The organism is Terrirhizobium terrae, assembly GCF_030323265.1.
Lineage (GTDB): Bacteria > Pseudomonadota > Alphaproteobacteria > Rhizobiales > Rhizobiaceae > Neorhizobium.
This window is the reverse complement of sequence record NZ_CP104992.1, coordinates 2467004-2493405: the sequence shown is the minus strand read 5'-3', so window position 1 is coordinate 2493405 and position 26402 is coordinate 2467004. Positions and strand designations below refer to the sequence as shown.

Annotated in this window: 25 protein-coding genes and 3 pseudogenes; 7 read left to right on the top strand and 21 right to left on the bottom strand. The window is 61.5% G+C overall.

Annotation, left to right across the window (positions count from 1 at the left end; translation table 11 throughout):
• Positions 1–160 precede the first annotated feature (160 nt).
• The 11 genes and pseudogenes from N7E02_RS20025 to N7E02_RS19975 form a co-directional block, all read right to left on the bottom strand.
• The gene (locus N7E02_RS20025; protein ID WP_286579367.1) at positions 161–652 is read right to left on the bottom strand and encodes a 2-thiouracil desulfurase family protein; all 492 of its coding nucleotides are present in this window, start codon (positions 650–652) and stop codon (positions 161–163) included.
• Positions 649–954: a type II toxin-antitoxin system RelE/ParE family toxin gene (locus N7E02_RS20020; RefSeq protein ID WP_286579366.1), complete on the bottom strand. Its 306-nt coding sequence runs from the start codon at positions 952–954 to the stop codon at positions 649–651. Before N7E02_RS20020 ends, N7E02_RS20025 begins: the two co-directional genes overlap by 4 nt.
• Complete coding sequence (locus tag N7E02_RS20015) at positions 951–1196, bottom strand: type II toxin-antitoxin system ParD family antitoxin (RefSeq protein ID WP_286579365.1); 246 nt, start codon at positions 1194–1196, stop codon at positions 951–953. The genes N7E02_RS20020 and N7E02_RS20015 overlap by 4 nt, the downstream gene beginning before the upstream one ends.
• Positions 1197–1298: 102 nt before the next feature.
• A complete protein-coding gene (gene glyS, locus N7E02_RS20010; RefSeq protein ID WP_286579364.1) occupies positions 1299–3452 on the bottom strand; it encodes a glycine--tRNA ligase subunit beta in 2154 nt (717 codons plus the stop codon).
• Between the two features lie 40 nt (positions 3453–3492).
• Positions 3493–5466: a DUF2207 domain-containing protein gene (locus N7E02_RS20005; protein ID WP_286579363.1), complete on the bottom strand. Its 1974-nt coding sequence runs from the start codon at positions 5464–5466 to the stop codon at positions 3493–3495.
• Positions 5467–5480: 14 nt separating this feature from the next.
• A pseudogene (locus tag N7E02_RS20000) lies at positions 5481–6031 on the bottom strand (LemA family protein).
• An 88-nt stretch (positions 6032–6119) separates the two neighbouring features.
• A complete protein-coding gene (locus N7E02_RS19995; protein WP_286583952.1) occupies positions 6120–7052 on the bottom strand; it encodes a glycine--tRNA ligase subunit alpha in 933 nt (310 codons plus the stop codon).
• Positions 7053–7168: 116 nt separating this feature from the next.
• Positions 7169–7360: a hypothetical protein gene (locus N7E02_RS19990; RefSeq protein WP_286579362.1), complete on the bottom strand. Its 192-nt coding sequence runs from the start codon at positions 7358–7360 to the stop codon at positions 7169–7171.
• Between the two features lie 56 nt (positions 7361–7416).
• Positions 7417–8279 (bottom strand): annotated as a pseudogene (locus N7E02_RS19985) (S49 family peptidase).
• Between the two features lie 97 nt (positions 8280–8376).
• Entirely contained in the window at positions 8377–9186 is an 810-nt protein-coding gene (locus N7E02_RS19980) for a tRNA1(Val) (adenine(37)-N6)-methyltransferase (protein ID WP_286579361.1), read from the bottom strand.
• Positions 9183–9404, bottom strand: coding sequence for a putative signal transducing protein (locus N7E02_RS19975; protein ID WP_286579360.1), 222 nt, complete (start codon positions 9402–9404; stop codon positions 9183–9185). Before N7E02_RS19975 ends, N7E02_RS19980 begins: the two co-directional genes overlap by 4 nt.
• 97 nt (positions 9405–9501) lie before the next feature.
• Here N7E02_RS19975 and N7E02_RS19970 point away from each other — a divergent pair, with 97 nt between their 5' ends.
• The 4 genes and pseudogenes from N7E02_RS19970 to moaB all read left to right on the top strand — a co-directional run bounded on the left by N7E02_RS19970 (position 9502) and on the right by moaB (position 13964).
• Positions 9502–10518 carry a polyprenyl synthetase family protein gene (locus N7E02_RS19970; RefSeq protein WP_286579359.1) on the top strand — a complete coding sequence of 339 codons (1017 nt, stop codon included), beginning with the start codon at positions 9502–9504 and terminating at the stop codon, positions 10516–10518.
• A 147-nt stretch (positions 10519–10665) separates the two neighbouring features.
• Positions 10666–12502: pseudogene (locus tag N7E02_RS19965) on the top strand (tetratricopeptide repeat protein).
• A complete protein-coding gene (locus N7E02_RS19955; RefSeq protein WP_286579356.1) occupies positions 12502–13419 on the top strand; it encodes a 4-(cytidine 5'-diphospho)-2-C-methyl-D-erythritol kinase in 918 nt (305 codons plus the stop codon). The pseudogene N7E02_RS19965 and the gene N7E02_RS19955 overlap by 1 nt, the downstream one beginning before the upstream one ends.
• Positions 13416–13964 (top strand): molybdenum cofactor biosynthesis protein B, encoded by a 549-nt coding sequence (gene moaB / locus N7E02_RS19950; protein ID WP_286579355.1) that lies wholly within the window; start codon positions 13416–13418, stop codon positions 13962–13964. Before N7E02_RS19955 ends, moaB begins: the two co-directional genes overlap by 4 nt.
• A 6-nt stretch (positions 13965–13970) precedes the next feature.
• Here the strand turns inward: moaB and N7E02_RS19945 are convergent, their stop codons facing one another.
• Positions 13971–14495 carry a glycosyl transferase gene (locus N7E02_RS19945; protein ID WP_286579354.1) on the bottom strand — a complete coding sequence of 175 codons (525 nt, stop codon included), beginning with the start codon at positions 14493–14495 and terminating at the stop codon, positions 13971–13973.
• Between the two features lie 127 nt (positions 14496–14622).
• On the opposite strand from N7E02_RS19945, the gene N7E02_RS19940 reads away from it, so the two are divergent.
• The 3 genes from N7E02_RS19940 to N7E02_RS19930 all read left to right on the top strand — a co-directional run bounded on the left by N7E02_RS19940 (position 14623) and on the right by N7E02_RS19930 (position 17193).
• Positions 14623–15780 carry a PA0069 family radical SAM protein gene (locus N7E02_RS19940; RefSeq protein ID WP_286579353.1) on the top strand — a complete coding sequence of 386 codons (1158 nt, stop codon included), beginning with the start codon at positions 14623–14625 and terminating at the stop codon, positions 15778–15780.
• A gap of 260 nt (positions 15781–16040) precedes the next feature.
• The gene (gene rnhB, locus N7E02_RS19935) at positions 16041–16706 is read left to right on the top strand and encodes a ribonuclease HII (RefSeq protein ID WP_286579352.1); all 666 of its coding nucleotides are present in this window, start codon (positions 16041–16043) and stop codon (positions 16704–16706) included.
• 163 nt (positions 16707–16869) lie between these two features.
• Positions 16870–17193: a hypothetical protein gene (locus N7E02_RS19930; RefSeq protein WP_286579351.1), complete on the top strand. Its 324-nt coding sequence runs from the start codon at positions 16870–16872 to the stop codon at positions 17191–17193.
• A gap of 66 nt (positions 17194–17259) precedes the next feature.
• Here N7E02_RS19930 and N7E02_RS19925 read toward each other — a convergent pair whose 3' ends face one another.
• From N7E02_RS19925 to N7E02_RS19885, 9 genes are all read right to left on the bottom strand, one after another.
• On the bottom strand, positions 17260–17745 hold the full coding sequence (locus N7E02_RS19925) for a F0F1 ATP synthase subunit B (RefSeq protein ID WP_286579350.1): 486 nt from the start codon (positions 17743–17745) through the stop codon (positions 17260–17262).
• 5 nt (positions 17746–17750) lie between these two features.
• On the bottom strand, positions 17751–18398 hold the full coding sequence (locus N7E02_RS19920) for a F0F1 ATP synthase subunit B (RefSeq protein ID WP_374730646.1): 648 nt from the start codon (positions 18396–18398) through the stop codon (positions 17751–17753).
• 79 nt (positions 18399–18477) lie between these two features.
• On the bottom strand, positions 18478–18705 hold the full coding sequence (locus tag N7E02_RS19915) for a F0F1 ATP synthase subunit C (protein WP_037087706.1): 228 nt from the start codon (positions 18703–18705) through the stop codon (positions 18478–18480).
• 66 nt (positions 18706–18771) lie between these two features.
• Positions 18772–19524, bottom strand: a complete 753-nt coding sequence (locus tag N7E02_RS19910) for a F0F1 ATP synthase subunit A (RefSeq protein WP_092997903.1) — start codon at positions 19522–19524, stop codon at positions 18772–18774.
• A gap of 56 nt (positions 19525–19580) precedes the next feature.
• A complete protein-coding gene (locus N7E02_RS19905) occupies positions 19581–19940 on the bottom strand; it encodes an AtpZ/AtpI family protein (protein ID WP_286579348.1) in 360 nt (119 codons plus the stop codon).
• 246 nt (positions 19941–20186) lie between these two features.
• On the bottom strand, positions 20187–21353 hold the full coding sequence (locus tag N7E02_RS19900) for a cell wall hydrolase (protein WP_374730734.1): 1167 nt from the start codon (positions 21351–21353) through the stop codon (positions 20187–20189).
• Between the two features lie 216 nt (positions 21354–21569).
• Complete coding sequence (locus N7E02_RS19895; protein WP_286579346.1) at positions 21570–23471, bottom strand: potassium transporter Kup; 1902 nt, start codon at positions 23469–23471, stop codon at positions 21570–21572.
• Between the two features lie 377 nt (positions 23472–23848).
• Positions 23849–25027, bottom strand: a complete 1179-nt coding sequence (locus N7E02_RS19890; protein ID WP_286579345.1) for an Mrp/NBP35 family ATP-binding protein — start codon at positions 25025–25027, stop codon at positions 23849–23851.
• 389 nt (positions 25028–25416) lie between these two features.
• Positions 25417–26148: a helix-turn-helix transcriptional regulator gene (locus tag N7E02_RS19885; RefSeq protein WP_286579344.1), complete on the bottom strand. Its 732-nt coding sequence runs from the start codon at positions 26146–26148 to the stop codon at positions 25417–25419.
• Positions 26149–26402: the final 254 nt, after the last annotated feature.

Here is a 26402-nt window from a genome sequence, read left to right as displayed (position 1 = left end):
CATCGCTCAGTCAAGAGATCCGTTCCCCGGGGGTATCAGGGGGATGGTGGAAGCCGTCGGGCGAAAGCTCGACGGTTTCTTTTGGGGAGCCATCGCAAGGCCGCACCACAGGCCTCATTGCCAGCTGCCGACAATCTCAGGCGATCCGTGCCGCCCGGATTCAGAGCCCGGAAAGCAAGGCGTCGAGGTCATCGATACGGCGATCCGAAAACACCCTGATGCCCGCATTTTCCAGGAGCGCCGCCGTCACGCCATTACCGGCATGCTTTCGCCCTCCGAACGAGCCATCATAAATAAACCCCGAGCCGCAGGACGGGCTTCCATCGATCAGCAGCGCATGGGTGCAACCGTGAGCCATGGCAAAATCCAGCGCCTGCCGCGCGCCGGCCATGAACTGGGCCGTTACGTCGCCGCCGGTGATTTCCACAACACGCGCCCTGCCCGCCAGGACATCGGCGCCGGTCATGCCGTTCTCGATCTCGGCAGGCGGGCGCGGCACGCTCATGCCGCCGGCGAGCTCCGGACAGATCGTCACCAGCCTTCCCTCCTCCCGCCAGCGGTCGATCGCCGGATGCACGAGCGGCTTGCCCTTGCCGTCATAACGGACGGCATGACCGAGAAGACAGGCGCTGATGAGGATTTTGGCGGTCATTCTTTGTCATCGAAATGGCGGCGGACATCGACCTTTTCGTGGAGGATGCGGACAATATTCGCCTGCCCGTCATCGGCAGTCACGTAGAATATCAGATGGTGGCCGCATCTGAAGCGACGATAACCCGACATGATCCAATTCGCATTCCGGCCGAGACTTGGATTTTCGCCAAGTTTGATGAAGCTGTCGAAAAGGCGGGACACATAGCGTTCCGCTTGTTCTTGCGACCAATTGATGATGGTGTAATTCCATATATCGTCGAGATCCGCCTCAGCCGCCGGGCTTAGACGATAGACTTTCATCGAGCGTGTTTCTCGCGCATGCGCGCCAGAAATTCATCCCGATCAACATGACGCGGCTCGCCGCTGTTCTCACCCTCGATCAGCAATTCACGGAGCTTTTCAAGTTTTTGCTGCTCTTCCTCAAGCAAGCGGAGGCCTGCCGCAACGACCTCGTCCGGAGACGCAAACCGGCCGCTCTCGACTTCGTTGTCGACAAAGCTGGCAAGTGGTTCACCGATGGTAACTTGAACGGGCTTGTTCATCGACAGCTCCAGGATCGTTCTGTTTGCCAGTCTAGCATGGAGCATCAGACAGAAAAAAGCCCCGGCAATGCGGGGCTTTCAAATGTCACCATCCCGGCTGAATCAACCTGAGATCTTCGAGAAATCCGCCACCGTGCCGGTCGCTTCGCGGATCGCCTTCAGGAGCGCCAGGCGGTTGGCGCGGATCGCGGGATCCTCGTCGTTGACCAGCACGTCCTCGAAGAACATGTCGACCGGCGCACGCAACTTCGACAGGGCTTCCATCGCCGAGCGGAAGTCTTCCCCGGCGACAGCTTCAGAAGCTTCCGCCGAGGCAGCCTTGATCGCAGCCCAGAGCGCCTTTTCGGCATCGAGCTTCAACAGTTCTTCCGAGACGCCATCGGCAACGACGGTGCCCTTCTTCTCTTCGGCGGCGAGAAGCTGGACCGCACGTTTGGTGCCGGCCAGCAGGTTCTTGCCGTCATCCGACGAAATGAAGGAGGTCAGCGCTTCGGCGCGGCGGGCGACGAGCAGAAGGTCATCGGTTTCCGGTGTAAGGACGGAATCGATGATGTCGTGACGGGCGCCCATGTCGCGCAGATAGACTTTCAAGCGGTCGTGGAAGAAGGAGAGGAGGTCGGCGTCCTTGGTCGTCGCCAGCAGCGGCAACCGCACATTCCGCTCCAGCAGGATACGCACTACACCAAGCGCCGCGCGGCGCAGCGCATACGGATCCTTCGAGCCGGTCGGCTTTTCATCAATGGCCCAGAAGCCGACGAGCGTGTCGAGCTTGTCGGCCAGCGCCACGGTGATCGCCACCTTGTCCTTTGGCACGCGGTCGGACGGGCCCTGCGGCTTGTAGTGGTCCTCGATGGCGATCGCGACGGATTCGTTTTCGCCCTGCAGGCCGGCGTAACGACGACCCATCAGGCCCTGCAGTTCGGGGAATTCGCCGACGGCCTCGGTGCGCAGGTCGGCCTTGGCGAGGACCGCGGCGCGATCGACGAGGATCGGGTCGGCGCCGACGATCGGAGCCAGTTCCTTCGCAAGCGCCCGGATGCGGGCGACGCGTTCGCCCTGCGTGCCGAGCTTGGCGTGGAAGGTCACGTTCAGCGCATCGAGCTTGGCCATGCGCTGGTCGAGCGGCTTCTTCAGGTCGAGGTCGAATTTCTTCGCCGAATCCGTCAGCGTGCCGAGATCCGGGATGTCGCCCTGGTCGCGGGTCCAGAAATGCTTGGCGTCGGACAGGCGCGCGCGCACGACCTTGCCGTTGCCGTGAATGATTTCCTTGCCGCCATCCTTGGCATCGATATTCGAGATCAGGATGAAATGGTTCGACAGGCCTTCCTCAGCCCCCTGAGGACGGGTGACGAAACACTTCTGGTTGGTCTTGATCGTCAGGCGGATGATCTCGGCCGGGATTTCGAGATAGTCCTTCTCGAATTCTCCCATCAGCACATGCGGCCATTCGACGAGGCCGGAAACCTCTTCCAGCAGACCTTCATCCTCGACCAGTTCCAGACCGTTGGCGAAGGCGAGATCTCGGGCGTCGTGCAGGATCATGTCCTTGCGGCGGTCGGCATCAAGCATGACCTTCGCCTTTTCCAGGCTCGCAACATAATCATCGAAGCGGCGCACGGTGATCGCTTCCGGCGCGTGGAAACGGTGACCATAGGTGACGTTACCGGCAGTGATGCCGTCGATCTCGAAGGGGATGACCTTGGTCTCGTCATGCTCGGGGCCGAACATGCAGACGATCGACTGCAGCGGGCGCACCCAGCGCAGGCTCTCGGACCCTTTGCCTTCGATGCCGCCATAGCTCGAACCCTTAGGCATGGAGGCGAAACCGGAGCGCATCGACTTCGGCCAGGGGAAGGAGCGGATGATGCCGGGCATCACGCCTTCGATGATCTCTTCCGCCGCGCGGCCGGGCTTGGAGACGATCGCGACGTAATAGTCACCCTTCTTCGGGTCGGTGGCGACCTGAGCCTCGGAAATATCCGAGAGGCCTGCCTTGCGCAGAAAGCCGGCGATTGCCTGTTCCGGAGCAGAGGTCGACGGGCCCTTGATCTCTTCGCGCAGATCGGCCGAACGGGCGGTGAGGCCCCGGATATCCAGCGTCAGCCGACGTGGCGTCCAGTATTCGCGCGCACCCTCATAAGTCAGGCCCGCATCCACCAGCGCGTCGGTGACGAGCTTTTTCAGATCACCCGCCGCCTTGCGCTGCATGCGCGCGGGGATTTCCTCGGAGCGAAGTTCAAGAAGCAGGTCGGGCATGATCTCTAGTCTTTGCGCTGAAAATGATGTCGTGGCGGGCTTAGCAAGCCCATCCGTAAAAGTCATCAGTTCGATTCGGGAAAGTGGGGCTACCAGCCCCTCCTCCTCCGCCACCTCCGCCGCCGCCGGAGAAACCGCCTCCACCGGAAAAGCCCGAGGACGAGGAGGAGGATTTCGGGGTCGGAATGGTGGATCTGATGGTCGAGGCCATGTCGGAGGAGAAGCCACCGATGCGGTCGCCGAAATTGCCGAAGCTGTCGCCGTGATACCAGCCGGGCGTATAGGAAGCAGCCACGACGCCGGCCGCCGCAGTCGACAGCCACGCTTCGAAAGCCTTGCTCCACGGCTCCTCCACCTGCAGCGCGACCGCGTAGGGCAGCAGCGTCTCGAAATGCTGCGGCGACATGGTGGGCGCACCGGCCATGTTCATCCGGTCCTTTTCGGCCACCGTGAGATAGGTGCGCAGACCCTCGATGTGATCCATCATCTTGCGACCAAGCGGCGTCGGTGCGCCGATCAGGAAGAAGAAGAGCGCATTGGTCATGACGATGCCGCCGATGCCGACCAGGGTCGGCCACTGGCCGTGCAGGATGCTGCCTATAATTCCGACGAGAAACTGGGCAGCTATGCCAAGCCCGATGAAGCCGAAGAAGGCCAAACCGATCGCTCCCATGATCCTGGCGAGAACCGTTTTTCGCCGCATCAGCGACTGCGCCGATTTGACCGCGAAGAAAGACCAGAACAGGCCAAAGAAGATCGGCATGATCATGAAGCCAACGCTGTCCGCATCGACATCGCCCAGGAGCAGCAGGAATATCAGCACGACGACACTCAGGAATATGCCGAAAACGATCGCCGCGGTATTGTGCCTGTAATACTTGCCGCGATGCTCCCTTTCTATCGCATCCCGGAAAGCCTTGCCGACTTCCTGCACCCTTTCTCCGTTGGATTCTTCAATGGAAAGCGTCTTGCCCGATCGCGCGATCTCCCGCATGAGGGTCGCCTGTCCTATCGGAAGTTCCTTGGTGTCCATCGCCTTTTCCGTCCGGTGGACGCGGACGCGCGATCCCAGATCATCGAGCGTGACGAAGCCCTTGACCGCCAGATCCAGCAGACTTGCCGAAAGCGCCGTCCAGCCGCGACCGGAAAAACCCTTGTTGTCGATATAATTGACCAATGCCGGCGACAGACCCGGCGGGAGGTCCCAGCGCGGTACGATCGTGCCACGTTCGGGGTCACGACCGATCACAAGCCAGATGAGGACGTAGTAGGCCAACACGACGAGAAGGCAGGCGGCCGCCAGCATGAGGTTGAGATTGTCGCGCCACCACCAGGAACTCTGCTGATCAGCCGAAGGTGCGGCAACGACGCCCTTGGGAAAACCGACGACGATGGTGAGACCTTCCTCGCGGCCAAGCGGCTGCCTTGTCGTAAACGTTGCTTCCCGACCGGATGAATTCATGGTGACATCGCGCTCGGTCGAGCCATAAGCGCCGGTAAAGGCCGTCGTTTCGGTCACCCTGCCGCCCGGCAGCGTCACCTTGGCCGAAGCACGCGCGATGCGAAACTGCCAGCCATTGCCGGTGACATTCCAGTAGAGTTCGTCATGATCGTCGAAATAACGGATCTGGCGATTGGTTCTGTAGGTAATCTCGTAGGTGTGCCGGCCGGGCCTGAGCAGCGTGTTCTCGCCGCCCGCATAGATGCGGATGCCGCGGGCAATGCTTTCCGTGTGGGACGGCTCCTGCTGCCCGTCGCGGGTGACGGAGACGAGGTCGAAATCGACATGGATGGTACGGCCGCGCGCATCCTCCATCGTCAGCGGAAAATCACGGAAAATGCCGCGGCGGATGCGATCGCCTTCCGCCATGACGGTGATCGTCTCGGTCACCGTCAATTCGCCATCGGCGGCGATGCTGATATCGGAATGGTAGTCGCGGATATATTCCTCGGCTGCGGCTGGGAGCGAAGCGCCGAAAACAATTGCGACAGCAAGAACAAGACGACGAAGCATCAGCGGGATCCCGTTTAGAATTTTACGGAAGGAACAGCCCGGTCAGCTTCGTTGGTGATCTCGAAATAATCGCGCTTGGAAAAGCCGAAGGGGCCGGCGATCAGGTTGGACGGAAAGCTCTCGACCTTGATGTTGAGATCGCGTGCCGAGCCATTGTAATAGCGCCGCGACATCTGGATCTCGCTTTCGATCGTCTCCAGCGACGTCTGCAGTTCAGCAAAATTCTGGTTGGCCTTCAGGTCCGGGTAGGCTTCCGCCAGCGCGAAGAGTTTTCCGAGCGCCTGGGAGAGCATACCTTCCGCCTGGGCGCGACCGGCGACATCGCCGGGGGAACGGCCTGCGCCTGGTTGCGCAGCTTCACCACCTCTTCGAGCGTGCCCTTTTCATGGGCTGCGTAGCCCTTCACGGTTTCGATGAGGTTGGGGATGAGGTCGGCGCGGCGCTTCAGCTGCACATCGATACCGGACCATGCTTCCTCGGCCATCTGCCGGGCCCGGACGAGGCCGTTGTAGATGAAGATCACGTAGAGGGCGATGATGGCGACGACGCCGAGCGCAATGAGCATGAAAGCAGTCTCCCCGAGGCATTTAAGCTGCGGGGAGATTATGTCGATCGCTTTGAATTGTCACCGCAAAACGGCGACGTCTTCGATATCAGGCGGCCTTGCCGAAATTGGCGCCGCCGGCATCGGTCAGCAGGAAGGCTTCGCCACAGGCCTTGGCCAGCGTGCGCACGCGCAGGATGTAGCTCTGGCGCTCGGTAACCGAGATCACGCCGCGGGCATCCAGCAGGTTGAAGACATGCGAGGCCTTGATGCACTGGTCATAAGCCGGGAAGACGCATTTATGCAGGCGCTGGTTGTCGCCATCGCCCGGCGCGCCGGCTGCCAGCAACGCCTGGCATTCCTTCTCCGCATCGATGAAGTGACGGTGTAGCATCTCGGTATTGGCGAATTCGAAATTGTGACGGGAATATTCCTGCTCTGCCTGCAGGAAGACGTCACCATAGGAAATCTTCTCTTCGCCCTCACGGCCGTTGAAGTTCAGGTCGTAGACATTGTCGACGCCCTGAACATACATAGCGAGGCGTTCCAAGCCATAGGTGAGTTCGCCGGCCACCGGCGAGCATTCGATGCCGCAGACCTGCTGGAAATAGGTGAACTGCGAGACTTCCATACCGTCGCACCAGCATTCCCAGCCAAGGCCCCAGGCGCCGAGCGTCGGGCTTTCCCAGTCGTCCTCGACGAAGCGCACGTCATGCAGAAGCGGATCGAGGCCGATTGCCTTCAGCGAGCCGAGATAGAGCTCCTGCAGGTTGGACGGGTTGGGCTTCAGGATGACCTGGTACTGATAATAGTGCTGCAGCCGGTTCGGGTTCTCGCCGTAGCGACCGTCGGACGGGCGGCGCGAGGGCTGCACATAGGCGGCCTTCCAAGGCTTGGGGCCGAGCGCGCGCAGCGTGGTGGCCGGATGGAATGTACCGGCGCCGACTTCCATGTCGTAAGGCTGCAGCACGGCGCAACCCTTGTCCGCCCAATAGTTATGGAGCGTCAGGATGAGCGCCTGGAACGAGCGCTTGGGGTCCATATGGGGGGCCATGTGTTCGGGCAGATCGGTCATCGCAATCATCGGCATCGTTTATTGAGGATGCGGACGAGTGCCATGTGACGCGCTGAGGGTCAAGCTTGAAGGCGAAGCCGCCGCTATTCCTCATCCTTCTTCAGCCGATACTCACCCGTGACCGGGTCCTTTTCGAGCGTGCCGATTGCGCCCGTCTGGCGCTGCTTTTCCTCGCGGCGGGTCTTGGCCGACAGCCGCTCGGCATCCTTGATGAAGCGCTTGTAGAGCATCCACCCGCCGCAAGCCACGACGACCAGAAATATAAGTTGGGCCATTTCCCCTCGAAGTCCTCACAAATCGCGCCGCAGGTCGAGCGGCCGCGCCGGGCATATTACAGCCCGTATCGGCTCCACAATGCCTTTTCTTCCAGGCTCGCGGCAAGACCCGCACCCGCCTGTGCGGCAATTTCGCCATAAGGCGGAGCAATTGCAGCGACGCCAGGCATTTTTCGACCGAACAATGTGCGGGCGCTGCCGATCAGTTCCAGACGCGCATCCTTTCCGAAACGGCGCTTCAGCACGTCGCGCATATCGCCCAGCCCGTCGATCAGGCCAAGTTCCAATCCCTTGTTGCCCGTCCAGAACAGGCCGGAGAAAATCTCGCCGTCATCGGCCAGCCGCTCGCCGCGGCGCATCTTGACCATGTCTATGAAGACTTTGTGGATCTCCACCTGCAGCGTCTTCAGATATTCGATGTCGCTTTCCTTCTCCGGCTTGAACGGATCGAGGATCACCTTGTTCTCGCCGGCGGTATAGACACGGCGCTCGACGCCGATCTTCTTCAGCATTTCCGGAAAGCCGAAGCCGCCGGAGACGACGCCAATCGAACCGACGATCGAAGTCGGGTCAGCGAAAATCTCGTCGCCCGCAAGCGCGATCATGTAGCCGCCGGATGCGGCCACATCCTCGACGAAGATCAGCACCTTTTTCTGCTTTTCCTCGGCCAGCGCCCGGATGCGCTGGAAGATCAGCCGTGACTGAACCGGCGAACCGCCCGGGGAGTTGAGTGAAATGGCGACAACCGGCGCTTCCTTGCGCGAAAACGCCTTTTCCAGCATGGGCGCCGCAGTCGCAAGGCTCAGCGTCGGCTTGAACTGGCTGCCTCCTGTCATGATCGCTCCATGCAGCCGCACCACGGGAATGGACACCCCTTTTTGCGGAAACGCTTCGGCAGCAGGCGACCCAGGAAACCCATTTTTTCTCCCATCAATCAATCGTTCAGGTGGATGGGATGTATGTAACATTGCGGTAAACGCAATGGTTCTCAGGAGAATTTGACGTTCTACGCCGGCTCAGCCACGACCTGAAACCTTGCCGCGGCGCTGATAGGCGGCACGGCCATTGTTGAGATCGTCCACATCCGGCGAAAAGGAATGACCGTCCGGGCCATGCACGATAAGCGGCGCACGGAAGGCAAGCCGCGCCTTGGAGCCCTTGATGGCGGTGACGAGAATACGCGTCGCATCCTCGCCCGGGCGCGGATGGACCGGGGTAATCTCGAGGCCGCCGAAGCGTTTGCCGCAGGCCGCGAGGATCTCCGCGATCGAGTGCGGACGGGCGATCAGGGATAGCTGTCCGCCCGGCTTCATGATCGCGCCGGCCGTCTTCAGCCAGCTTTCGAACAGGCCTTCGGTCAGAGCATGAGCTTCAGCCTTCAGGCTGTCGGGCGTCCTGCGATCCCCGGCATGGTTGAAAGGCGGGTTCAGGATGACGTGATCGTGAACCTCGTCCTCCAGCCCGGCAGCAAGCCGCGCCTTGCCAGTCAGTGTTACATCCGCCTCGATGACCCGAACACGATCCAACAGGAAGGCATTTTCAGGCAAAGCGACGCTCTGACGCGCATAATCGGCCATGACCGGAAACTTTTCGACGAGCAGGACGCGGGCATTCTCCAACCGCGAAGCGACTGCAAGCCCTGCCGCCCCGGCACCGGAGCCCAGATCAGCGACGCTGATCGGCCTGTCGCTCGCAACCAATGAGGCAAGCAGCATGGCGTCGATGCCGGAGCGATGCCCCTCACCTTTCGGCTGGACAACATGGAAGCGCCCGCGATGGAAGGCGTCGATGGTGAAGTCAGGCCGAACTACATCAGGTCCGTTCATGGCCGAAGCTCATCTCCGAGCCCTGCATCCTTCAAAATCCCCCGCGCCTCGTCCGCCCGCGCTTCCTCCACCAGAAAGCGTCGCTGGAGCAGTCCGAGCGAGCCTTCCAGCACGCTCATCGACTGGTCGGCGACGAGGCAGTGAATGCCGGCATCCTTCATCAGGCTTTCCGCCAGCGACAGCGTTACGACGTCATTGGTGCGGATAAGCTCGATCATGAGGCACCCTTTCGTGAAAATCTCTTTATGTTTTCCCCTTGCCGCCCTATGGACCAGTTTCTATTGTCATTCTGCAAATTTCCAAGGAGGCCTGAACTTGGGCGTCGTCATACCGCTTGAAGAAGGCAAAAACAAACCGGCATCCGTCAAGCCACTGGTCGACCTTACCAAGTCCGACATGGAACGGGTCAACCAGCTGATCCTGTCCAAGGCAGGCTCGGATGTGCAGATGATCCCGGAAGTTGCCAATCACCTTATCTCGTCCGGTGGCAAACGCCTGCGTCCGATGCTGACGCTCGCGTCGGCCTCGATGTTCGGCTACGAGGGCGAAGGTCATGTCAAGCTCGCGACCTCGGTCGAGTTCATGCACACGGCAACGCTGCTGCATGACGACGTGGTCGACGAAAGCGATCTGCGGCGCGGCAAATCAACCGCCCGAATGATCTGGGGCAACCAGGCGAGTGTCCTCGTCGGCGACTTCCTGCTCGGCCAGGCCTTCAAGATGATGGTCGATGTCGGTTCGCTGGAAGCGCTCGATGTGCTGGCGACCGCCGCCTCGGTCATCGCCGAGGGCGAGGTGCTGCAGCTTTCCGTCGCCAAGAACATGGAGACGACGGAGGACGACTATCTGTCCGTCATCCGTGCGAAGACCGCCGCCCTGTTTGCCGCCGCAGCCGAAGTCGGGCCGATCATCGCCAATGCCGACAAGGCCAGCCGCGCGGCGCTGCGCTCCTACGGCATGAACCTCGGCTATGCCTTCCAGATGGCCGACGACGCGCTGGATTACGGCGGCAAAGCTGCCGATCTCGGCAAGAATGTCGGCGACGATTTCCGCGAAGGAAAGATAACGCTTCCCGTCATCCTGGCCTTCCGCCGCGGCACGCCGGATGAACAGGCCTTCTGGCGCACGGCGATCGAAAAGGGTGAAAGCAGCGACGAGAACCTGGAAAAGGCGCTCGGCCTGATCACCAAATATGACGCGCTGAAGGACACGATCGCCCGCGCCCTGCATTACGGCAAGATCGCCCGCGACGCGCTGGCCCCGCTGCCGGCAGGCCCGATCAAGGACGCGCTGATGGAAGTCATCGACTTCTCCATCCAGCGGGTGAACTGACGCTAAAATCTCCCGGTTCACGCCTTCGTGCGTCCGGGAGATTTTCTTGCGGCACCGCTTCAAAAAAGCCATTCTGTTGTGAATCACTCGGCGGCACCTTGCGGCGACGCTTCGCCGCCACGCCCGATCTCTTGAAAGGCCTTGCTCATGCGGCAGACATCCCGTCACCTCCTGCTTTCCAGCGCCGCGCTTGCGGTGTGCCTGGTGTTTGGTTCCGTTGCGGGCGCCGCCACGCCGGAAGCAAAGCCGGCCGAGGAAAAGCCGGTGACGTTCGAGGCGAAAGATGCCCGTTCCTTCTCCGGCGCCTTCCTTGCCGCGCGCACCGCCGATGTCGACCACGATTACCCAACGGCGATCTCGCTCTACCGCAAAGCGCTCGATTTCGATCCGGCCAATCTGGAAATTCGCGAACGGCTGATGATCTCGCTCCTGCTCAACGGCGATTTCGCTGACGGGCTGAAGGAAGCAGAAGCCTTGAAGGATGACGCTGCCGTCGAGCGCGTCACCAAGATCGTCCGCGGGCTCGATGCCCTTCGAAACGGCAAGTTCGACGTCGCCAAGAAGATCCTTGCCTATGACGGCCCGAACGATCTCGACCGGCTGACCCAGGTGATGATGTCAGCCTGGGCCGATGTCGGCGCCGGCAAGGGCAAGCGAGCGATCTCGACGATCACCGGCCTCAAGGGCCCGGCCTGGTTCAAGGTCTTCACCGATTACCATCTCGGCGCGATGGCGCTGGTGAACGGCGACGTGTCGACCGCGCGCCAGTATCTCAACAAGGCTGTGACCAACAATGATGCTGTCGCAACCGCGCCGGATACGTTCATGCGCGCCGTCATGGCGCTTGCGCGTCTGGAAGCCGCAGCCGGCAACAAGCAGAAGGCGCTCGACGCGATCTCCGTCGGCGACGGGCTGATTGCCAACTACGCGCCGCTAAAGGCCCTGCGCCAGAGCATCGAGGCCGGCGAGAAGCCCGCCCAGCAGATCACCACGGCGGCCGAAGGTGCGGCCGGTGTTCTCTTCTCCATCGGCGGTGCCCTGAACCGCCAGGGTGCCGAAGACATGGTGGCGCTCTACCTGCAGATCTCCCACGCACTCGACCCGAAAAGCGCCGACACGCTGATCCTGCTCGGCGGCATTGCCGAGAAACTGGAACAGCCGGAACGCGCGATTTCCTTCTACCAGCAGGTGCCGGAAGATTCGCCGATGCGGCGCATTTCCGAGCTGCAGCTCGGCATCACGCTTTCGGACACCGGCAAGGTCGACGAGGCAAAGCAACACCTCAAGGAACTCATCACGTCAGATCCCGCCGACGTACGCAGCTACATCGCCTATGGCAGCGTCCTTTCCGAAGCGAAGGACTACAAGGAGATGGCGGCGAATTACGACAAGGCCGTCGAAGTCATCGGCCCGGTGACGAAGCAGGGCGACTGGTCGGTCTTCTTCCAGCGCGGCATCGCCTATGAACGCCTGAAGGACTGGCCGAAGGCCGAGCCGAACTTCCGCAAGGCGCTGGAACTCAATCCCGAACAGCCGCAGGTCCTGAACTATCTCGGCTATTCGCTCGTCGACATGAACCTCAATCTCGACGAAGGGCTGCAGATGATCCAGCGCGCCGTCGATGCGCGTCCGGACGACGGCTATATCGTCGATCTCGCTCGGCTGGGCCTATTACCGCATGGGCAGGTTCGACGACGCGGTGACGGAACTTGAAAAGGCAATCCAGCTGCGCGCCGGCGATGCGACGATCAACGACCACCTGGGCGATGCCTATTGGCGCGTCGGCCGCAAGCTCGAAGCCGTCTACCAGTGGAACCGCACGCTGGTTTCCGAGGGCGAGGACGTCAACCGCGAGCATGTGAAGGAAAAGATCGCAAACGGCCTGCCGCCGCTTGGTCCGAACGACACCAACACCGTGCGCAACCAGACGGAAACGCCGGCGGCGCCTGCCCCCGCACCGGCTCAGCCCGACAAGAAGTCCTGATGCTCGACATTTCGCTCGATCACACAAGGACTGCCGCCGCGGCGGGCCTTGTCGAGTTTGCGCGGGCGAAGATCAATCTCGCGCTGCATGTCACCGGCCGCCGCGCCGATGGTTATCACCTGCTCGACAGCGTGGTGACCTTCTGCGAGACGGGCGATAGGCTGACAATCGTGCCCGCAGAGCAGGACGTTTTTACCGTTTCCGGCCGCTTTGCCGATGGGCTCGGCGAAGCTTCCGATAATCTGGTGCTGAAGGCCCGCGACGGATTGCGGGCGCGGCTTGCCGCAGCAGGCGTCACAACATCACCGGTCTCCATCCATCTGGAAAAGAACCTGCCCGTCGCATCGGGCATTGGCGGCGGATCGGCGGATGCCGCGGCCGCCCTGCATGGGCTGATGCGCGTCTGGAACGTCGATCTGGAACCGCAGGAAGGCAAGGCGCTGGCGCTTTCGCTCGGGGCCGACGTGCCCATGTGCCTCGCCGGCCAGCCGCTTTCGGCCCGCGGCATCGGTGAGGATATCACGACGCTACCGCAGATGCCGTCCATGGCGCTGGTGCTGGTCAATCCGCTGATCGGCGTCTCGACGCCAGCGATCTTCAAGGCGCTGCAAAGCCGCGACAACCCGTCGGTCGGCGCCCTGCCGGCCTCGGATTCACTGTCCGAGTGGATCGGCTGTCTTGCGGACCTGCGCAACGATCTCGAGCCACCGGCCACCCTGCTGGTGCCGGAGATCGCGAGCGCTCGCGGGCTGCTGGACCGTCAGGGCGCGCTTCTGTCGCGCATGTCCGGCTCCGGCGCCACCTGCTTCGGCATTTTCGAGGATATCGACAAGGCGCAGGCGGCGGCCGCGGCAATAACGGCAGAACGGCCAGGCTGGTATGTCGCGGCTGCCAGAACGGTTGGAGGACGGACATGATCGGCATAGACGAGAAGCGCAGTTTCATCCCGCTCGGCATCGCCGTGCTCACCGTCTCCGATACGCGCACGATCGAGGACGACAAGTCCGGCCAGACGCTGGTCGACCGCATCACCGACGCCGGGCATCAAGTCAAGGCGCGTGCGATCGTCACCGACGACAAGGCAAAGATCGCTGACCAGGTAAAGGCCTGGACGCTCGATGCGGAGATCGACGTCGTGATCACCACCGGCGGCACGGGCTTTACCGGCCGCGACGTGACGCCGGAAGCGCTGGAACCACTGTTCGAAAAGCGGATGGACGGATTTTCCGAAGTCTTCCACCGGATTTCCTACGACAAGATCGGCACGTCGACGATCCAGTCGCGCGCCACAGGTGGCGTCGCCAACGCCACTTTCATCTTCGTGCTGCCCGGCTCTCCCGGCGCATGCAAGGATGCCTGGGACGGGATCATCAAGGCGCAGCTCGACTATCGCCACATGCCCTGCAATTTCGTGGAAATCATGCCGCGGCTCGACGAGCACCTGCAGCGGACCAAGAGCTGATACGGTTCACGCCCCGCCGCGCGCCGCAGCGACCCAGGCGGGGATCATTTCGCTCGTCAGCCTGATCGTCTTTTCGCCGTTTGCCAGCACTTCCAGCGACATGCCCGACTTCGCCACCGAGATCGCATGGCGCTTCGGCACCAGCAAACCATATTCCAGCGGCGGCACGGCACGGCCGATGCGCTTGAAGAACGGCCGGCGATAATTGCGCGCCGGCGAGAAACGGGCCGACTGCTTCTGCACCGCCAGATGCTCCGCGACCTCGTCGATCCAGCCGCTCTGCGGGCGGGCACCCGGCTCCAGCAGCATCAGCCACTCGCCACGGGCGCTGCGCAGCACGTCCTTGATGTCCCAATGGGTATGGAAACGGCAGCCGGCCGCATCCGCAACGCGCGACGAGCCATCGCGCGAGGCGTGATCGAGAATGATCACGTCACTCACAAGACCCTCCACTGCGGCGGAGACGAGAATCGAAAGCGTTTGCGCCAGTTCAGCTTCCTGGTCGCGGCATTCCATCAGGACAGTCAGCATGATTGACCCTTATCGCATTGCACAAGCGCTTGCCAACAGCGCATCAAAGTTTGTTCTTGCAATGTTCTCATTTAAGAGGTAGGAATTTAATCATCAGGTACGGGAATGATCCCGTCAGGAGCCCCTTATGAACGAGCTGTCCCATTTGAGGCAGGGAGCATTCGCGCCCGCCCATACGGCAGATATTGCCGATGCACTGGTTCAATCGTCCGGTCTGCGGATCGATATCGACCGGCGACGGGGGCGTGGCGCGGGTCTGAACCCGAGCGGACGTTTCGAAGAAGAGCGTCGCGAGACCTTCGACGACGGCTGGCAGACGATCGAGGAACTGGAAGCGTTTCGCACGGAAGTGCAGGTCGAGAAACCGAAGACGGCGATCACCCGCAACGATTCTCCCGACATTCCCTTCGATCGCTCTATCAACCCCTATCGAGGCTGCGAGCATGGCTGCATCTACTGCTTCGCCCGCCCGACCCACAGTTTCATGGGCCTGTCGCCGGGGCTCGATTTCGAATCGAAGCTGTTTGCCAAGCCGGACGTGCCGCGCCTGCTGGAGCGGGAGCTGAGCAAGCCGGACTACAAGGTGCGAGCCATGGCGATCGGTACGAATACCGATCCGTATCAGCCGATCGAACGGGAATGGCGGATCATGCGCCAGATCCTCGAAGTGCTGCACAAGGCCAACCATCCGGTGGCGATCGTGACGAAGTCGGCGCTGATCATGCGCGACATCGATATTTTGGCCGACATGGCCTCCAAGGGTCTAGCTAAGGTCGGCATATCGGTAACGACGCTGGACAGAAAACTGGCCCGCACGATGGAGCCGCGCGCCTCGACGCCGACCAAGCGCCTGGAAGCGATCAAGGCCCTGACCGATGCCGGCATCCCGACCGCCGTCATGGCATCGCCGATCATCCCGGCGCTGAACGACCACGAGATAGAGCGCATCCTGGACGCCGGGCATGCGGCCGGTGCCACGGAGGCGAGCTATGTGCTCCTGCGCCTGCCGCTGGAAGTGGCGCCGCTCTTCCGCGACTGGCTGCTGCGCAACTATCCTGACCGCTACCGGCACGTCATGTCGCTGGTTCGCTCGATGCGCGGCGGAAAGGATTACGATGCAGAATTCGGCAAGCGGATGAAGGGTGCCGGTCCCTATGCCTGGCAGATCAGCCGCCGGTTCGAGATGGCGACAAAACGGCTCGGCATGACCCGTCGCGGCATGCCGCTGCGCGATGACCTGTTCCTCCGCCCGAATGGCGGCGGCATCCAGCTGTCGCTGCTCTGAGCCGGGAGACACGCTCCGAAAGGGACATATGAGGAACGAGGAGCGGTGAGTGAATCGTCCAAGAGGAACAAGGTGGCATCTGCCATGATCCATCCTGTTCTTCGCCATTTAAATTCGACTTCGTTCTCGGCAAGGTTACCCGCCTCCCCTGCCCGCCGAGAACGCTGCGCCCCGAACCCACCGCGTTCCCCGGTGGACAGCGAAGCCGCACTCGCTGTCGGGGCTTGCAGGAGATCGGGACGGCGTGCGAACCTGCCGCCATGTTGGTTCGCACGCCGCCCGATTCTCCGATGCTTTTCGACGCCGCGCCGATCGTCTGCGACTTCAGCCTGGAGCTTGCCGCACGCGATGCCGGACACTGGCCTGTAGCCGGTACCGACGAGGCGGGCAGAGGGCCGCTGGCAGGCCCGGTTGTCGCCGCCGCGGTCATTCTCGATCCCGACAATATTCCAACCGGCCTCAACGATTCCAAACAGCTGACGCTTATCCAGCGTGAGATGTTGTTCGAGGCGATCATGGCGACGGCGCGTGTCTCCATCGCGGCTTCCAGTCCTCGCCATATCGACGAGCGCAATATCCTGCGCGCCAGCCTCGACGCCATGCGCCGCGCCGTCGCCGGCCTCTGTACGCCGCCTGCCCTCGTTCTTGCGGACGGCCGCGACGTGCCGCGAGGGCTTGCCTGCCGCGGCCAGGCCGTCATCAAGGGCGACAGCCGTTCCGTCTCGATCGCCGCCGCCTCGATCATCGCCAAGGTCACCCGCGACCGCATGATGGCCCGCGCCGGCATTGTCTACCCCGCCTACGGTTTTGAAAAACACGCTGGCTACGGCACCAGGCAGCACCGCGACGGCATCGACCAGCACGGCCCCTGCTCGCTGCACCGCATGAGCTTTCGGCCGTTGAAGAAGGATGTGGCGGCTGAATAGGCGCGCCGGGCAAGCGGCTCTCGCCAGTCTTGCAGCGGAGTGCCGCTTCTTTCTTGAGACCATTTGGCCACGATGGCACCTGCATAGCGGATTGACCATTCCAAGGCCGGCATCACGGGGCACATGCGGTCGAAGCAGCCTTTTCCTCTCTCACGCACTGATTATGGAAGGCTTTCCAGCCAAAATTGCGGTGGGTAATCCGTTCGGCGAAGACGGCAGGATGCGCATTACCAATGCCGGTTTCCTGGCAGGCCGATGCTGGGAGAGCCATGCGTGGATCTGCTGCGAGGACATGATCGTAGATGTGACCGCTGATCAGTTCGGTGGCGACCGCCTGATCATCACCCATTCCTCTGATTTGCGATATTGCGCCAACGGTTTAGATGCTGCTTCCCGTTTATCTATGGAAGCGCGGCGCACAGCTGTCGCGCAGATTTGGCCAGAATGGCTTGCCTACCGCCGTGATCACTTGCCAGCTTTGCTTTGAGTTCACGCAACAAAAAAGCCGGGCGTCTCCACCCGGCTTTTCCAATTCCATATCTGACCAGACAGATCAGTTCAGGCGCGACTGGACCTTGGCGACGCCGTCCTTGAAGAGGGCGTTCTGCGTCGTCTTGTCGGCCTTCGAGGCGATGACCTTTTCGGCGGCAGCGATCGCGATGTCGACGGCTGCGGCGCGGACGGCGCCGATGGCGTCGGCTTCGGCCTGCTTGATCTTCTGCTCGGAGAGAGCGTTGCGGCGGGCAACGAATTCCTCGGTCTTCTGGCGGGCTTCTTCCGTCAGGGCCGCGGCTTCACGTTCGGCTGCAGCGACGATCTCGGCGGCGTCAGCTTCGGCTTCCTTGCGCTTCTTCTGGTATTCGGCAAGCAGGGCCTGAGCTTCTTCGCGCAGGCGCTTGGCTTCCTCGAGTTCCTGGCGGATGTTGTCGGCGCGCGCGTCAAGCGACTTCGCCAGCATGCCCGGAACCTTCACATAGACCAGGATGGCGAGGAAGATGATCAGCGCGACGAGCGTAAAGAAAGTTGCGTCGAATGCCATGGTGATCAGGCTCCCGTCTTGGCGGCCGCGACGGCAGCCTTGATGTCGTCACCGGTCGCCTTGCCGCCGATCAGCTGATCGACGATTGCGGATGCGGTGTCCTCGGCGATCTGGCCGACCTCGGTGAATGCCTTGGCCTTGATCTCGCCGATGCGGGTTTCCGCGGCAGCGAGCTTTTCGGCCAGTTCGGCTTCAATCGCGGTGCGGTCGGCGATGGCCTTGGTCTTGGCGGCTTCGCGGGCGGTCTCGGCAATGCCGTGGGCCTTGGAGCGGGCTGCAGCCAGTTCCTTTTCGTAGGTTTCTACGGCAGCGTCGGCCTCAGCCTTCATGCGACCGGCTTCTTCGAGATCGCGGGCGATGCGGCCCTGGCGGTCCTCGATGATGCCACCGACGCGCGGCACGATGATCTTCTTCATGACGAAGTAGAAGATACCGAAGGTAATCGCGAGCCACAGAAGCTGCGATGCAAAGAAGGATGAGTCGAGCGGCGGGAACGGACCACTACCGTGCTCGGTGCCGTGGGCGACACCGGTTTCGGTATGCACTTCGCCAGCCGGTGCAGCATGCGGATCGGTCGCCGGTGCGGCGCCCGGTGCTGCAGGCGTTTCAGGAGCGGCCGGCGCGGTCTGCGCATGTGCCGAAGTCACGAACATCATCACCTCCAGGTGAATTCCAAATGCGAAGGATCACGGCGCGCGTCGAACGGCCGTGATCCGAAGTCCAGGTCCGATATTAGACCACGAACAGGAGGAGCAGGGCTACGAGCAGCGAGAAGATGCCCAGAGCTTCCGTAACGGCGAAGCCGAAAACCAGACGGCCGAACTGGCTGTCAGCGGCAGACGGGTTGCGCAGGGCGCCAGAGAGGTAGCTGCCGAAGATGTTGCCGAGGCCGAGAGCCGTGCCGGCCATGCCAAAGCAAGCCAGACCTGCGCCGATGAACTTTGCTGCTTCCGCTTCCATGATGAACTCCTTGAATGGGTGTTGCGGCTGATGACTGACGCCTCAGGACGCCAATGGTGGTTATCCTTAGTGCCCGCCGGGGTGAACCGCGTCGTTCAGGTACATGCAGGTGAGTACCGCGAAGACGTAGGCCTGGAGGAAGGCGACGAGGAATTCGAGACCCGTCAGGGCGACGGCCATGGCGAGCGGCAGGATTGCGCCGCCGATGCCGAGTGCGCCAAGTGCTCCGAGCGAGCCGACAAAGCCCGCGAACACTTTCAGGGTGATGTGGCCGGCCAGCATGTTCGCGAAAAGACGAACGGAGAGCGAGATCGGACGCGACAGGAACGAGATGATTTCGATGGCGACGACCAGCGGCAGAAGCGCGCCGGGAACACCGCTCGGCACGAACAGCTTCAGGAAGCCGAGGCCGTGCTTGTAGAAACCGTAGACCAGCACCGTGCCGATGACGAGCATGGCCAGCGCGAAGGTGACGATGATCTGGCTGGTGACGGTGAAGAAGTAAGGGAACATGCCGATCATGTTGGCGGTGAGCACGAACATGAACAGCGAGAAGACCAGCGGGAAGAACTTCATGCCATGGCTGCCGGCGCCTTCGCGCAGCATGTTGGCGATGAATTCATAGGACATTTCGGCAACGGACTGGGCGCGCGTCGGGATGAGGCTGCGCGAGGAGGTCGCGAAATAGAGGAAACCGGCGGCGCAGGCCACGGTGGCGGTCATGAACAGGGAGGCATTGGTGAAGGAGAGATCGACGCCGCCGATCTCGATCGGAACGATCTTGCTGATCTGGAACTGATGGATCGGATCGTTTGCCACCGTCTACCCTCTTTCATATGCCGCCCTTCGGCGGCTCAATTCAATATGGAACCAGGCTAGTGCCCGCTTCCCTTCCCGTCCTCGTCGCCCCGCTTCTGGAAGACCGGCGGCTGTGCCACCTTGCCCACCGAGCGAAGGACGTTCAAAACGCCTGCACAGAAACCAAGGAGAAGAAGAACAATCATCCCCCAAGGCGACGTGCCGACAAGATAGTCCAAGCCATAGCCCAGAACCGCGCCCACTGCGATGGCCGAGATGAATTCGGAGGAAATCTTCAAGCCGAGGGCCATGCCCTTGCGACTTTCTTCAGATTGCGCGTCCCGTTTCGCCTCTGCCGCCTCTTCAGCCTTCCTGTCCGCCAATTCGGCCGACAGGCGCTTCCGGCGCTCGTCCAGACCATCGCCACGGTCATCCATCTGTCGCATCCTCCACCACCGGCCGCTCCCGTCCGGCTGAGCCAGACCACGGTTAGCGAGGGATTTCGCGCCTTCCGGCCCGTCTTTCAAGTCGCGCGCAACATAGTTTTGAGCGCCTTGCTAGTCAAGGCGTTCGGCATGCTTCATCCAAGGTTAATTAGAATAGCGAATTCAGCGGCTTAATACCGCTCTACACGCGCCGGCACTAAAACCGTTGCGGGAATCGGCGGCATGTAGGCGCGTGTATCAGCTCCAACCACCACCATAGGTACGGTAGAAGACATGCAGGCCGATGCGACCGACCTTCTTCATCGTGCGCGCCCAGTTCGGGCGGACGTAGACGGCATGGTAGTGAGTGGAGGACCCGACTTCCGGCAGCCAGATCTTGCCGGCGGTGGTCGCCATTGCAACCTCCTTGGCCATTTTCCAGTGATCTTGGGAACGGACACGGTCCTTGATGTTGTCGCAGGCGAAGGAGAATTGGCAGCGGTTGCGCCAATCCTCGTTCTGGTAGACCACGTCGCAGATCGTGCTCGGATAGGCGGGGTTGCGCACCCGGTTCAAGATGACCTGGGCGACGGCCGCCTGGCCCTTCACGGATTCGCCGCGCGCCTCGAAATAAATGCCCGAGGCGAGACATTGCTGCTGCTTGGGCGAGAACGAATCCTCCGGCAGCGGGTTTGCGGCCCAAGCATGGTCTTCCGGCCCGATCGGCGGAATGAAGCGTCCGGCATTCGGCTTGGTGCCGAGAATCGCATCGAAGGGCGACTGGCGGGAGAAATCAGGCTTTGGCGAAGCATAGGCAGTTGCCAGGATATCGGCAGTATCGTTGGTGACGAGGTCGGCGAGCATCGGCGCGAGGCCCGGTTCCTTGATCTCGTCCTTGCGGAAATAGAATTCGGCGAGTTCCACCGGCTGCTGGTCATTGTCCGATTTGACGAAGGCGGTCATGTCCTCGTCACCCGTGATCGGCGCCAGCAGAGCGGGCGTCGTCAGTGAGCTTGAGCGTTCCAGCACAGAGCCGGCCGAAAAGGCCTTCGGCGGCAGCATCGGCTCGACGGCAACGACGCGGCCCTTCTTCTGGCCGCGGTTGACGCGATCCTCGTCAGGCGTGCCCTCGCCCGGCTTGACCTTGCCGGTCAGCGCCAGCTTTTCGCCATCCGGCATCGCGATGCCCGCATCGCCGCCGAGAATGTTCGCACCGCCTGGGAAGGCGAGTGAGGCAGTGTGCAGGGAACCGGCTGGCGACTGGGTGATGACCATCCGCCAGCGCTCGGCCGAACCGTTCACGCCATTCAGAAGGTCGGTCAGATCACCCTGGGAGGGGACGGCGGGAAAAACGAGCCATGTGGCAAGGCCCAGAAGGACCGGTGAGGCCAACCTGTCCCAACGCGGCAGGGACCTCTTACGCAGAACTCTCTTCGGACGCAAAACGGCAACTCCACAAGGCAAGAACGGGCAACGACTAAGCCTTGAGAGTGAATCATTAACCTTGATGAGCGGTTAACGCCGAGGGGTAAAGCCTTGCCCGTCAGGCTTGTTCAGCACACGCGTACTTAACAAGACCGTGAATGTTGCTTTGAGGACACGCCAAAGTGGGGTCGGCCGGGCTCGCTCTCAAGGATCGGCCTAGATGATCACATGAGATCCAAGTTCGACCACGCGGTTGGTCGGCAGGTGGAAATAGTCCGACGGATCGGTCGCGGTATTGGCCATGGCGATGAACAGCCGATCCTGCCACATGGGCATGCCGGACGCGGCATCCGGCACAAGCTTGCGGCGGCCGAGATAGAAGGAGGTCGACATGATGTCGAACTTGAAGCCGGTCTTGCGCAGATAGGCGAGCGCCTGGGACACGTTGTGCGACTGCATGAAGCCGAAGCGCAGTTCGATCAGGGTAAAGCGCTCGGAGATCTTCTCGATGTGATAGCGCTGTTCCAGCGAGACGCGCGGCTTGTTGACCGTGCGGATCGTCAGGACGACGTTCTTCTCGTGCAGGACGTGATTGTGCTTGATGTTGTGCAGCAGTGCCGCCGGCGCGGTCTCCGGATCGCTGGTCAGGAAGATCGCGACGCCCGGGACGGAAACCGGAGCATGATCACTCCGCTTTTCCACCATGGGCACGAAAGTTGCGAGTGGCACGTCGATGCGGCGCGTCTTTTCGAACAGGATGGCCGTGCCACGCTTCCAGGTCAGCATGATGATGGTGAAGGCGATGGCCATCATGACAGGCACCCAGCCGCCGTCATGGATCTTCAAAAGGTTGGCGCCGAGGAAGACGAGTTCGAGCGCAAGCAATGGTGCCAGCGCGGCGACCGCAAGCGTCTGCGGCCATCTCCATTTCAGCCGGACGAATTCGAAGGCCATCAGCGTGGTGACGACCATGGCACCGGTGACGGAGATGCCATAGGCGGTGGCCAGCGCTTCCGAGCTTTCGAAACCGAGCACGAGGGCAATGACGCCGATCAGGAGCAGCGTGTTGACGCCCGGCAGGAAAATCTGCCCGGTATTGGTCTCGGAGGTGAAGAGGATCTGCATGCGCGGCAGGTATCCGAGGTGGATCGCCTGGCGCACCAACGAGAAGGCGCCGGTGATGACCGCCTGGCTGGCGATGATGGTTGCAGCCGTCGCCAGGATGACGACCGGCAGCAGCGCCCATTCGGGGAACATCAGATAGAATGGATCACTCATTGCCTCCGGGTGCTTCAACACGAAGGCGCCCTGCCCCAGATAGTTGAGCGTCAGCGCCGGGAAGACGAGCAGGAACCAGGCCCACTGGATCGGCCGGCGGCCGAAATGGCCGAGATCGGCGTAAAGCGCCTCGGCACCGGTGACGGTCAGGAAGACAGCGCCGAGCACGATGATGCCGGCAAAGCCTTCGCGCAGCATGAATTCGATCGCGTACCAGGGATTGAAAGCCAGAAGGATGCTGTAGTCATCGGCAATATGCATGATGCCGGCGGCGCCCATGACGAGGAACCAGACCGCGGTGATCGGACCGAAGAATTTCGCGACCGCGCCGGTACCCTTCGACTGGATGGCGAAAAGCGCGACGAGAATGACGACCGAGATGGGGAGGACGGCGCTGTCGAGCGCCGGGGTCACCAGTTTGAGGCCTTCGACGGCGGAAAGAACAGAGAGCGCGGGCGTGATCATCGCGTCGCCGAGGAAAAGTGCGGCGCCGATCAGACCGAGAAGCATCAGCATCGCGCGCTGGCCTTTGGCAGCCTTGGTGAGCAGCGCCAGCAAGGACAACGTGCCGCCTTCGCCATCGTTATCGGCCCGCAGCAGGAAGAGCACGTATTTGATCGTGACGATCACCGTCAGGGTCCAGATCATCAGCGAGATGAGGCCGATGATTTCCACATGGGTCACGCCGTCATTGGCGACAGGCTTCAAGGCCTCGCGGAACGCGTAGAGCGGGCTCGTGCCGATATCGCCGTAGACGACGCCGACCGACCCAAGTGCGAGAGCAAACAGGCTGTGCGTACGCGTCTTTTCAGCTGCGTGATGTTCTGCGGGATGACCCATGTAGTATCCGGCGCGAGGCCGGCCTTTCCAGCGGAAAAAGGGGATTATGCGGAGAGCTGCATGCAGGTGCGGGCAGGCGATCTTCCGGAATGCTATGCGACGAGGCTGCGTATTCTTCATGTTCGGCCGGCGTCTTCGGACCCTCGCCCAAAAGCGGCGGAAGAGTTCGCTGGCTATCGACCTGTCGTCAGCGCGAGGCGCCTATAAAGTGAGCTTTTGCTAAAAGCAAGTGCGCGATTGCATGCCTCACCTGCCGAAAACACAAGGACTGAGGGCGTTTTCAGGCAAAACACGTGATCGGCGAGAAGCTTCGCCTGCACCGAGTTTCATGGTCCTGCGGGATTTCGGGCAAGGGCCGACCGGCCCTCTGCCATATTCTATTCGAACACGATGGACGGCGCCTTGCGACGCGCGCCCTGCGACAGCTGAGCCCATACCTGGGCCGCGATGTCCTTGTAGATCTTCGAGATTTCATGCTCCGGATCGGCATGGACGATCGGATCTCCGAGATCGGAGCGTTCGCGAATGTCCATCGTCAGCGGCACTTCGCCGAGGAAGGGGACGCCGATACGATCGGCTTCGGCGCGGGCACCGCCATGGCCGAAGATGTCGTAGCGCTTGCCGGTATCGGGCGCGAGGAAATAGCTCATGTTCTCGACGATACCAAAGAGCGGAACCTCGACCTTTCTGAACATGGTCACCGCCTTGCGGGCATCGATCAGCGCCAGATCCTGCGGCGTCGAGACAATCACTGCGCCGGCAAGCGGCACCTGCTGGGCCATGGTCAGCTGGGCATCGCCCGTGCCCGGCGGCATGTCGACCACCAGAACATCGAGATCGCCCCAGGCAACTTCTCGCAGCATCTGCAGCAGCGCCGACTGAACCATCGGACCACGCCAGATCATCGCGGTTTCCTCATCAACGAGAAAGCCCATCGACATGGCCTTCAGGCCGTAATTTTCCATCGGCTTGATCAGGCGGCCATCGATCTGTTCCGGTCGGCCGGAAAGCTTCAAGAGACGCGGCACGGACGGGCCGTAGATATCCGCATCGAGAATACCGACACGCAGGCCGTTGGCCTTCAGGCCAAGGGCAAAATTGACGGCGGTCGTCGACTTCCCGACCCCGCCCTTGCCGGAGGCGACGGCAATGATCGCGCCGACGCCCGGAACGCCGGCCTTCGCATTGGCCGGGCCGCGGCCCTGACCGGGGCCGCCTGCCGGAGCATGCTGATGACCGTGCGAATGACCGTGACCTGCAGCCGGTGCAGGCTGCGGTGCTTGCGCCTGCGATTGCGGAGAAGCCTTTCGATCGGCGGTCAGGGTGACGAGCGCGCCCTTGACGCCAGGAATTGAGGTGACGGTCTTTTCGGCAGCGAGCCGGAGCGGCTCCAGCTGCTGCGCGCGGTCGGCGGGCACGGTGATCGAGAAATACACCTTGGCATCGGAGATGAAGACGTCCGACACCATCTTTAGCGATACGATATCGCCTTCAAGATCGGGTCCCCGGACCTTGCCGAGCGCTGCCAGCACCTGGTCCTTGGTCACATCAGACATGTCGAACTCCTCATTCACTGCCATTGCGGCGGATCGCGCCGATCCGCCGATGATCTTCTTGCCGCTATATAGGAGTTGGCATGGGTGGGGAGCAAGACGGCGAAGACCGATACAGAGCGCGAGTCGCGAAAGATTAAAGCCGCCGCCCGGTCGGCTGCCATGGGGCGCACTGACCGGACGACGGCTTTTGCTTCTTCACGCCTCTTGGGGCGCTTTTTTCAGTCCCCTCTGGACCTGGCTCTATAGGAAGCATGAAACATGCCACACGGGAAGAGCCTGCTTTTGCCCAGAGAAAAGACATTTTCTCACGACTTACGGCCGAATAACGCGGCACCCTGATGCCGCAACCACAAGCTTCATGCCCAAATCTTGGACAAACAACCTGTCGCTTACTTAATGAGCCCGACGCGCAGGGCCTTGGCAACGGCCTGCGTGCGGTTGACGGTGTCGAGCTTCTTGGCGGCGCGGTTGAGGTAATGATTGACCGTATGTTCGGAGAGACCAAGGATATCGGCAATCTCCGCACTGGTCTTGCCGGCAGCCGTCCAGTTGAGACAATCGGTCTCGCGTTCGGTCAGGACTTCGCCAGGGCGTATATCCGCCTTGCGGAAATCTGCCAGTCGTTCGTAGACGTGCGCCGAGACATACGTCAGCTCCATCATCTGCGGTACGGACAGCGCCGGGCGCGATCCACCAAAGGCAATCGCCCCTCGTTTACCCGAGGCATCGTGGACGGGGAAATAGGCGCCAGACGAGATGCCGAAGCGCCCAAAAATTTCGCGGAGGTTTTCGTCACCATCCGCCGAGCGGGTGTTTTCAAGATCGTAAGTGAAGGGCAAAACGGAATTGCGAAGATGCTTGAGCAAGAAACTCGTCTTGCCCAGGCCCTCGCGATCAAATAGCGCGGTCAACTCCGCCGGCCAATTGGTGATTATCGTGTTGCCGGCCAGTTCCATTGCGGTCGGTGGCGGCAGGTTGAGGACCATGAAACTGCGGAAATCATAGAACTCCGTCAGCTTCTTCATGAAACGAAAGACGTCGAACTGCGTGTCGAGACCCGCGATCTCTCCGACATCGACACCAAAGCCAGACAGTTCAGCGGCTTTTTCCGTTTTGGACATCTGCTACTTCTTTGTTCCACCGTGTGAGGTGATGCGCCCGTGAAGGCCCGAATCGATAGGGGGTTCTTCGACCAAAATCTAGCAGGAGACGAGAGAAAAGTTGCAAGCTCTTTTCCTTCTCCCGTATGGAGTGCTTCGTGAATTGCAAGCTTCCACTTGAGACTTGAAAGAGATGTTAATTTCTCCGGCCATCCCCGTCGAAGATACTGACATTTTATCGCTTTTAATCGGATTCTGCAGCATTGCGCATCTCT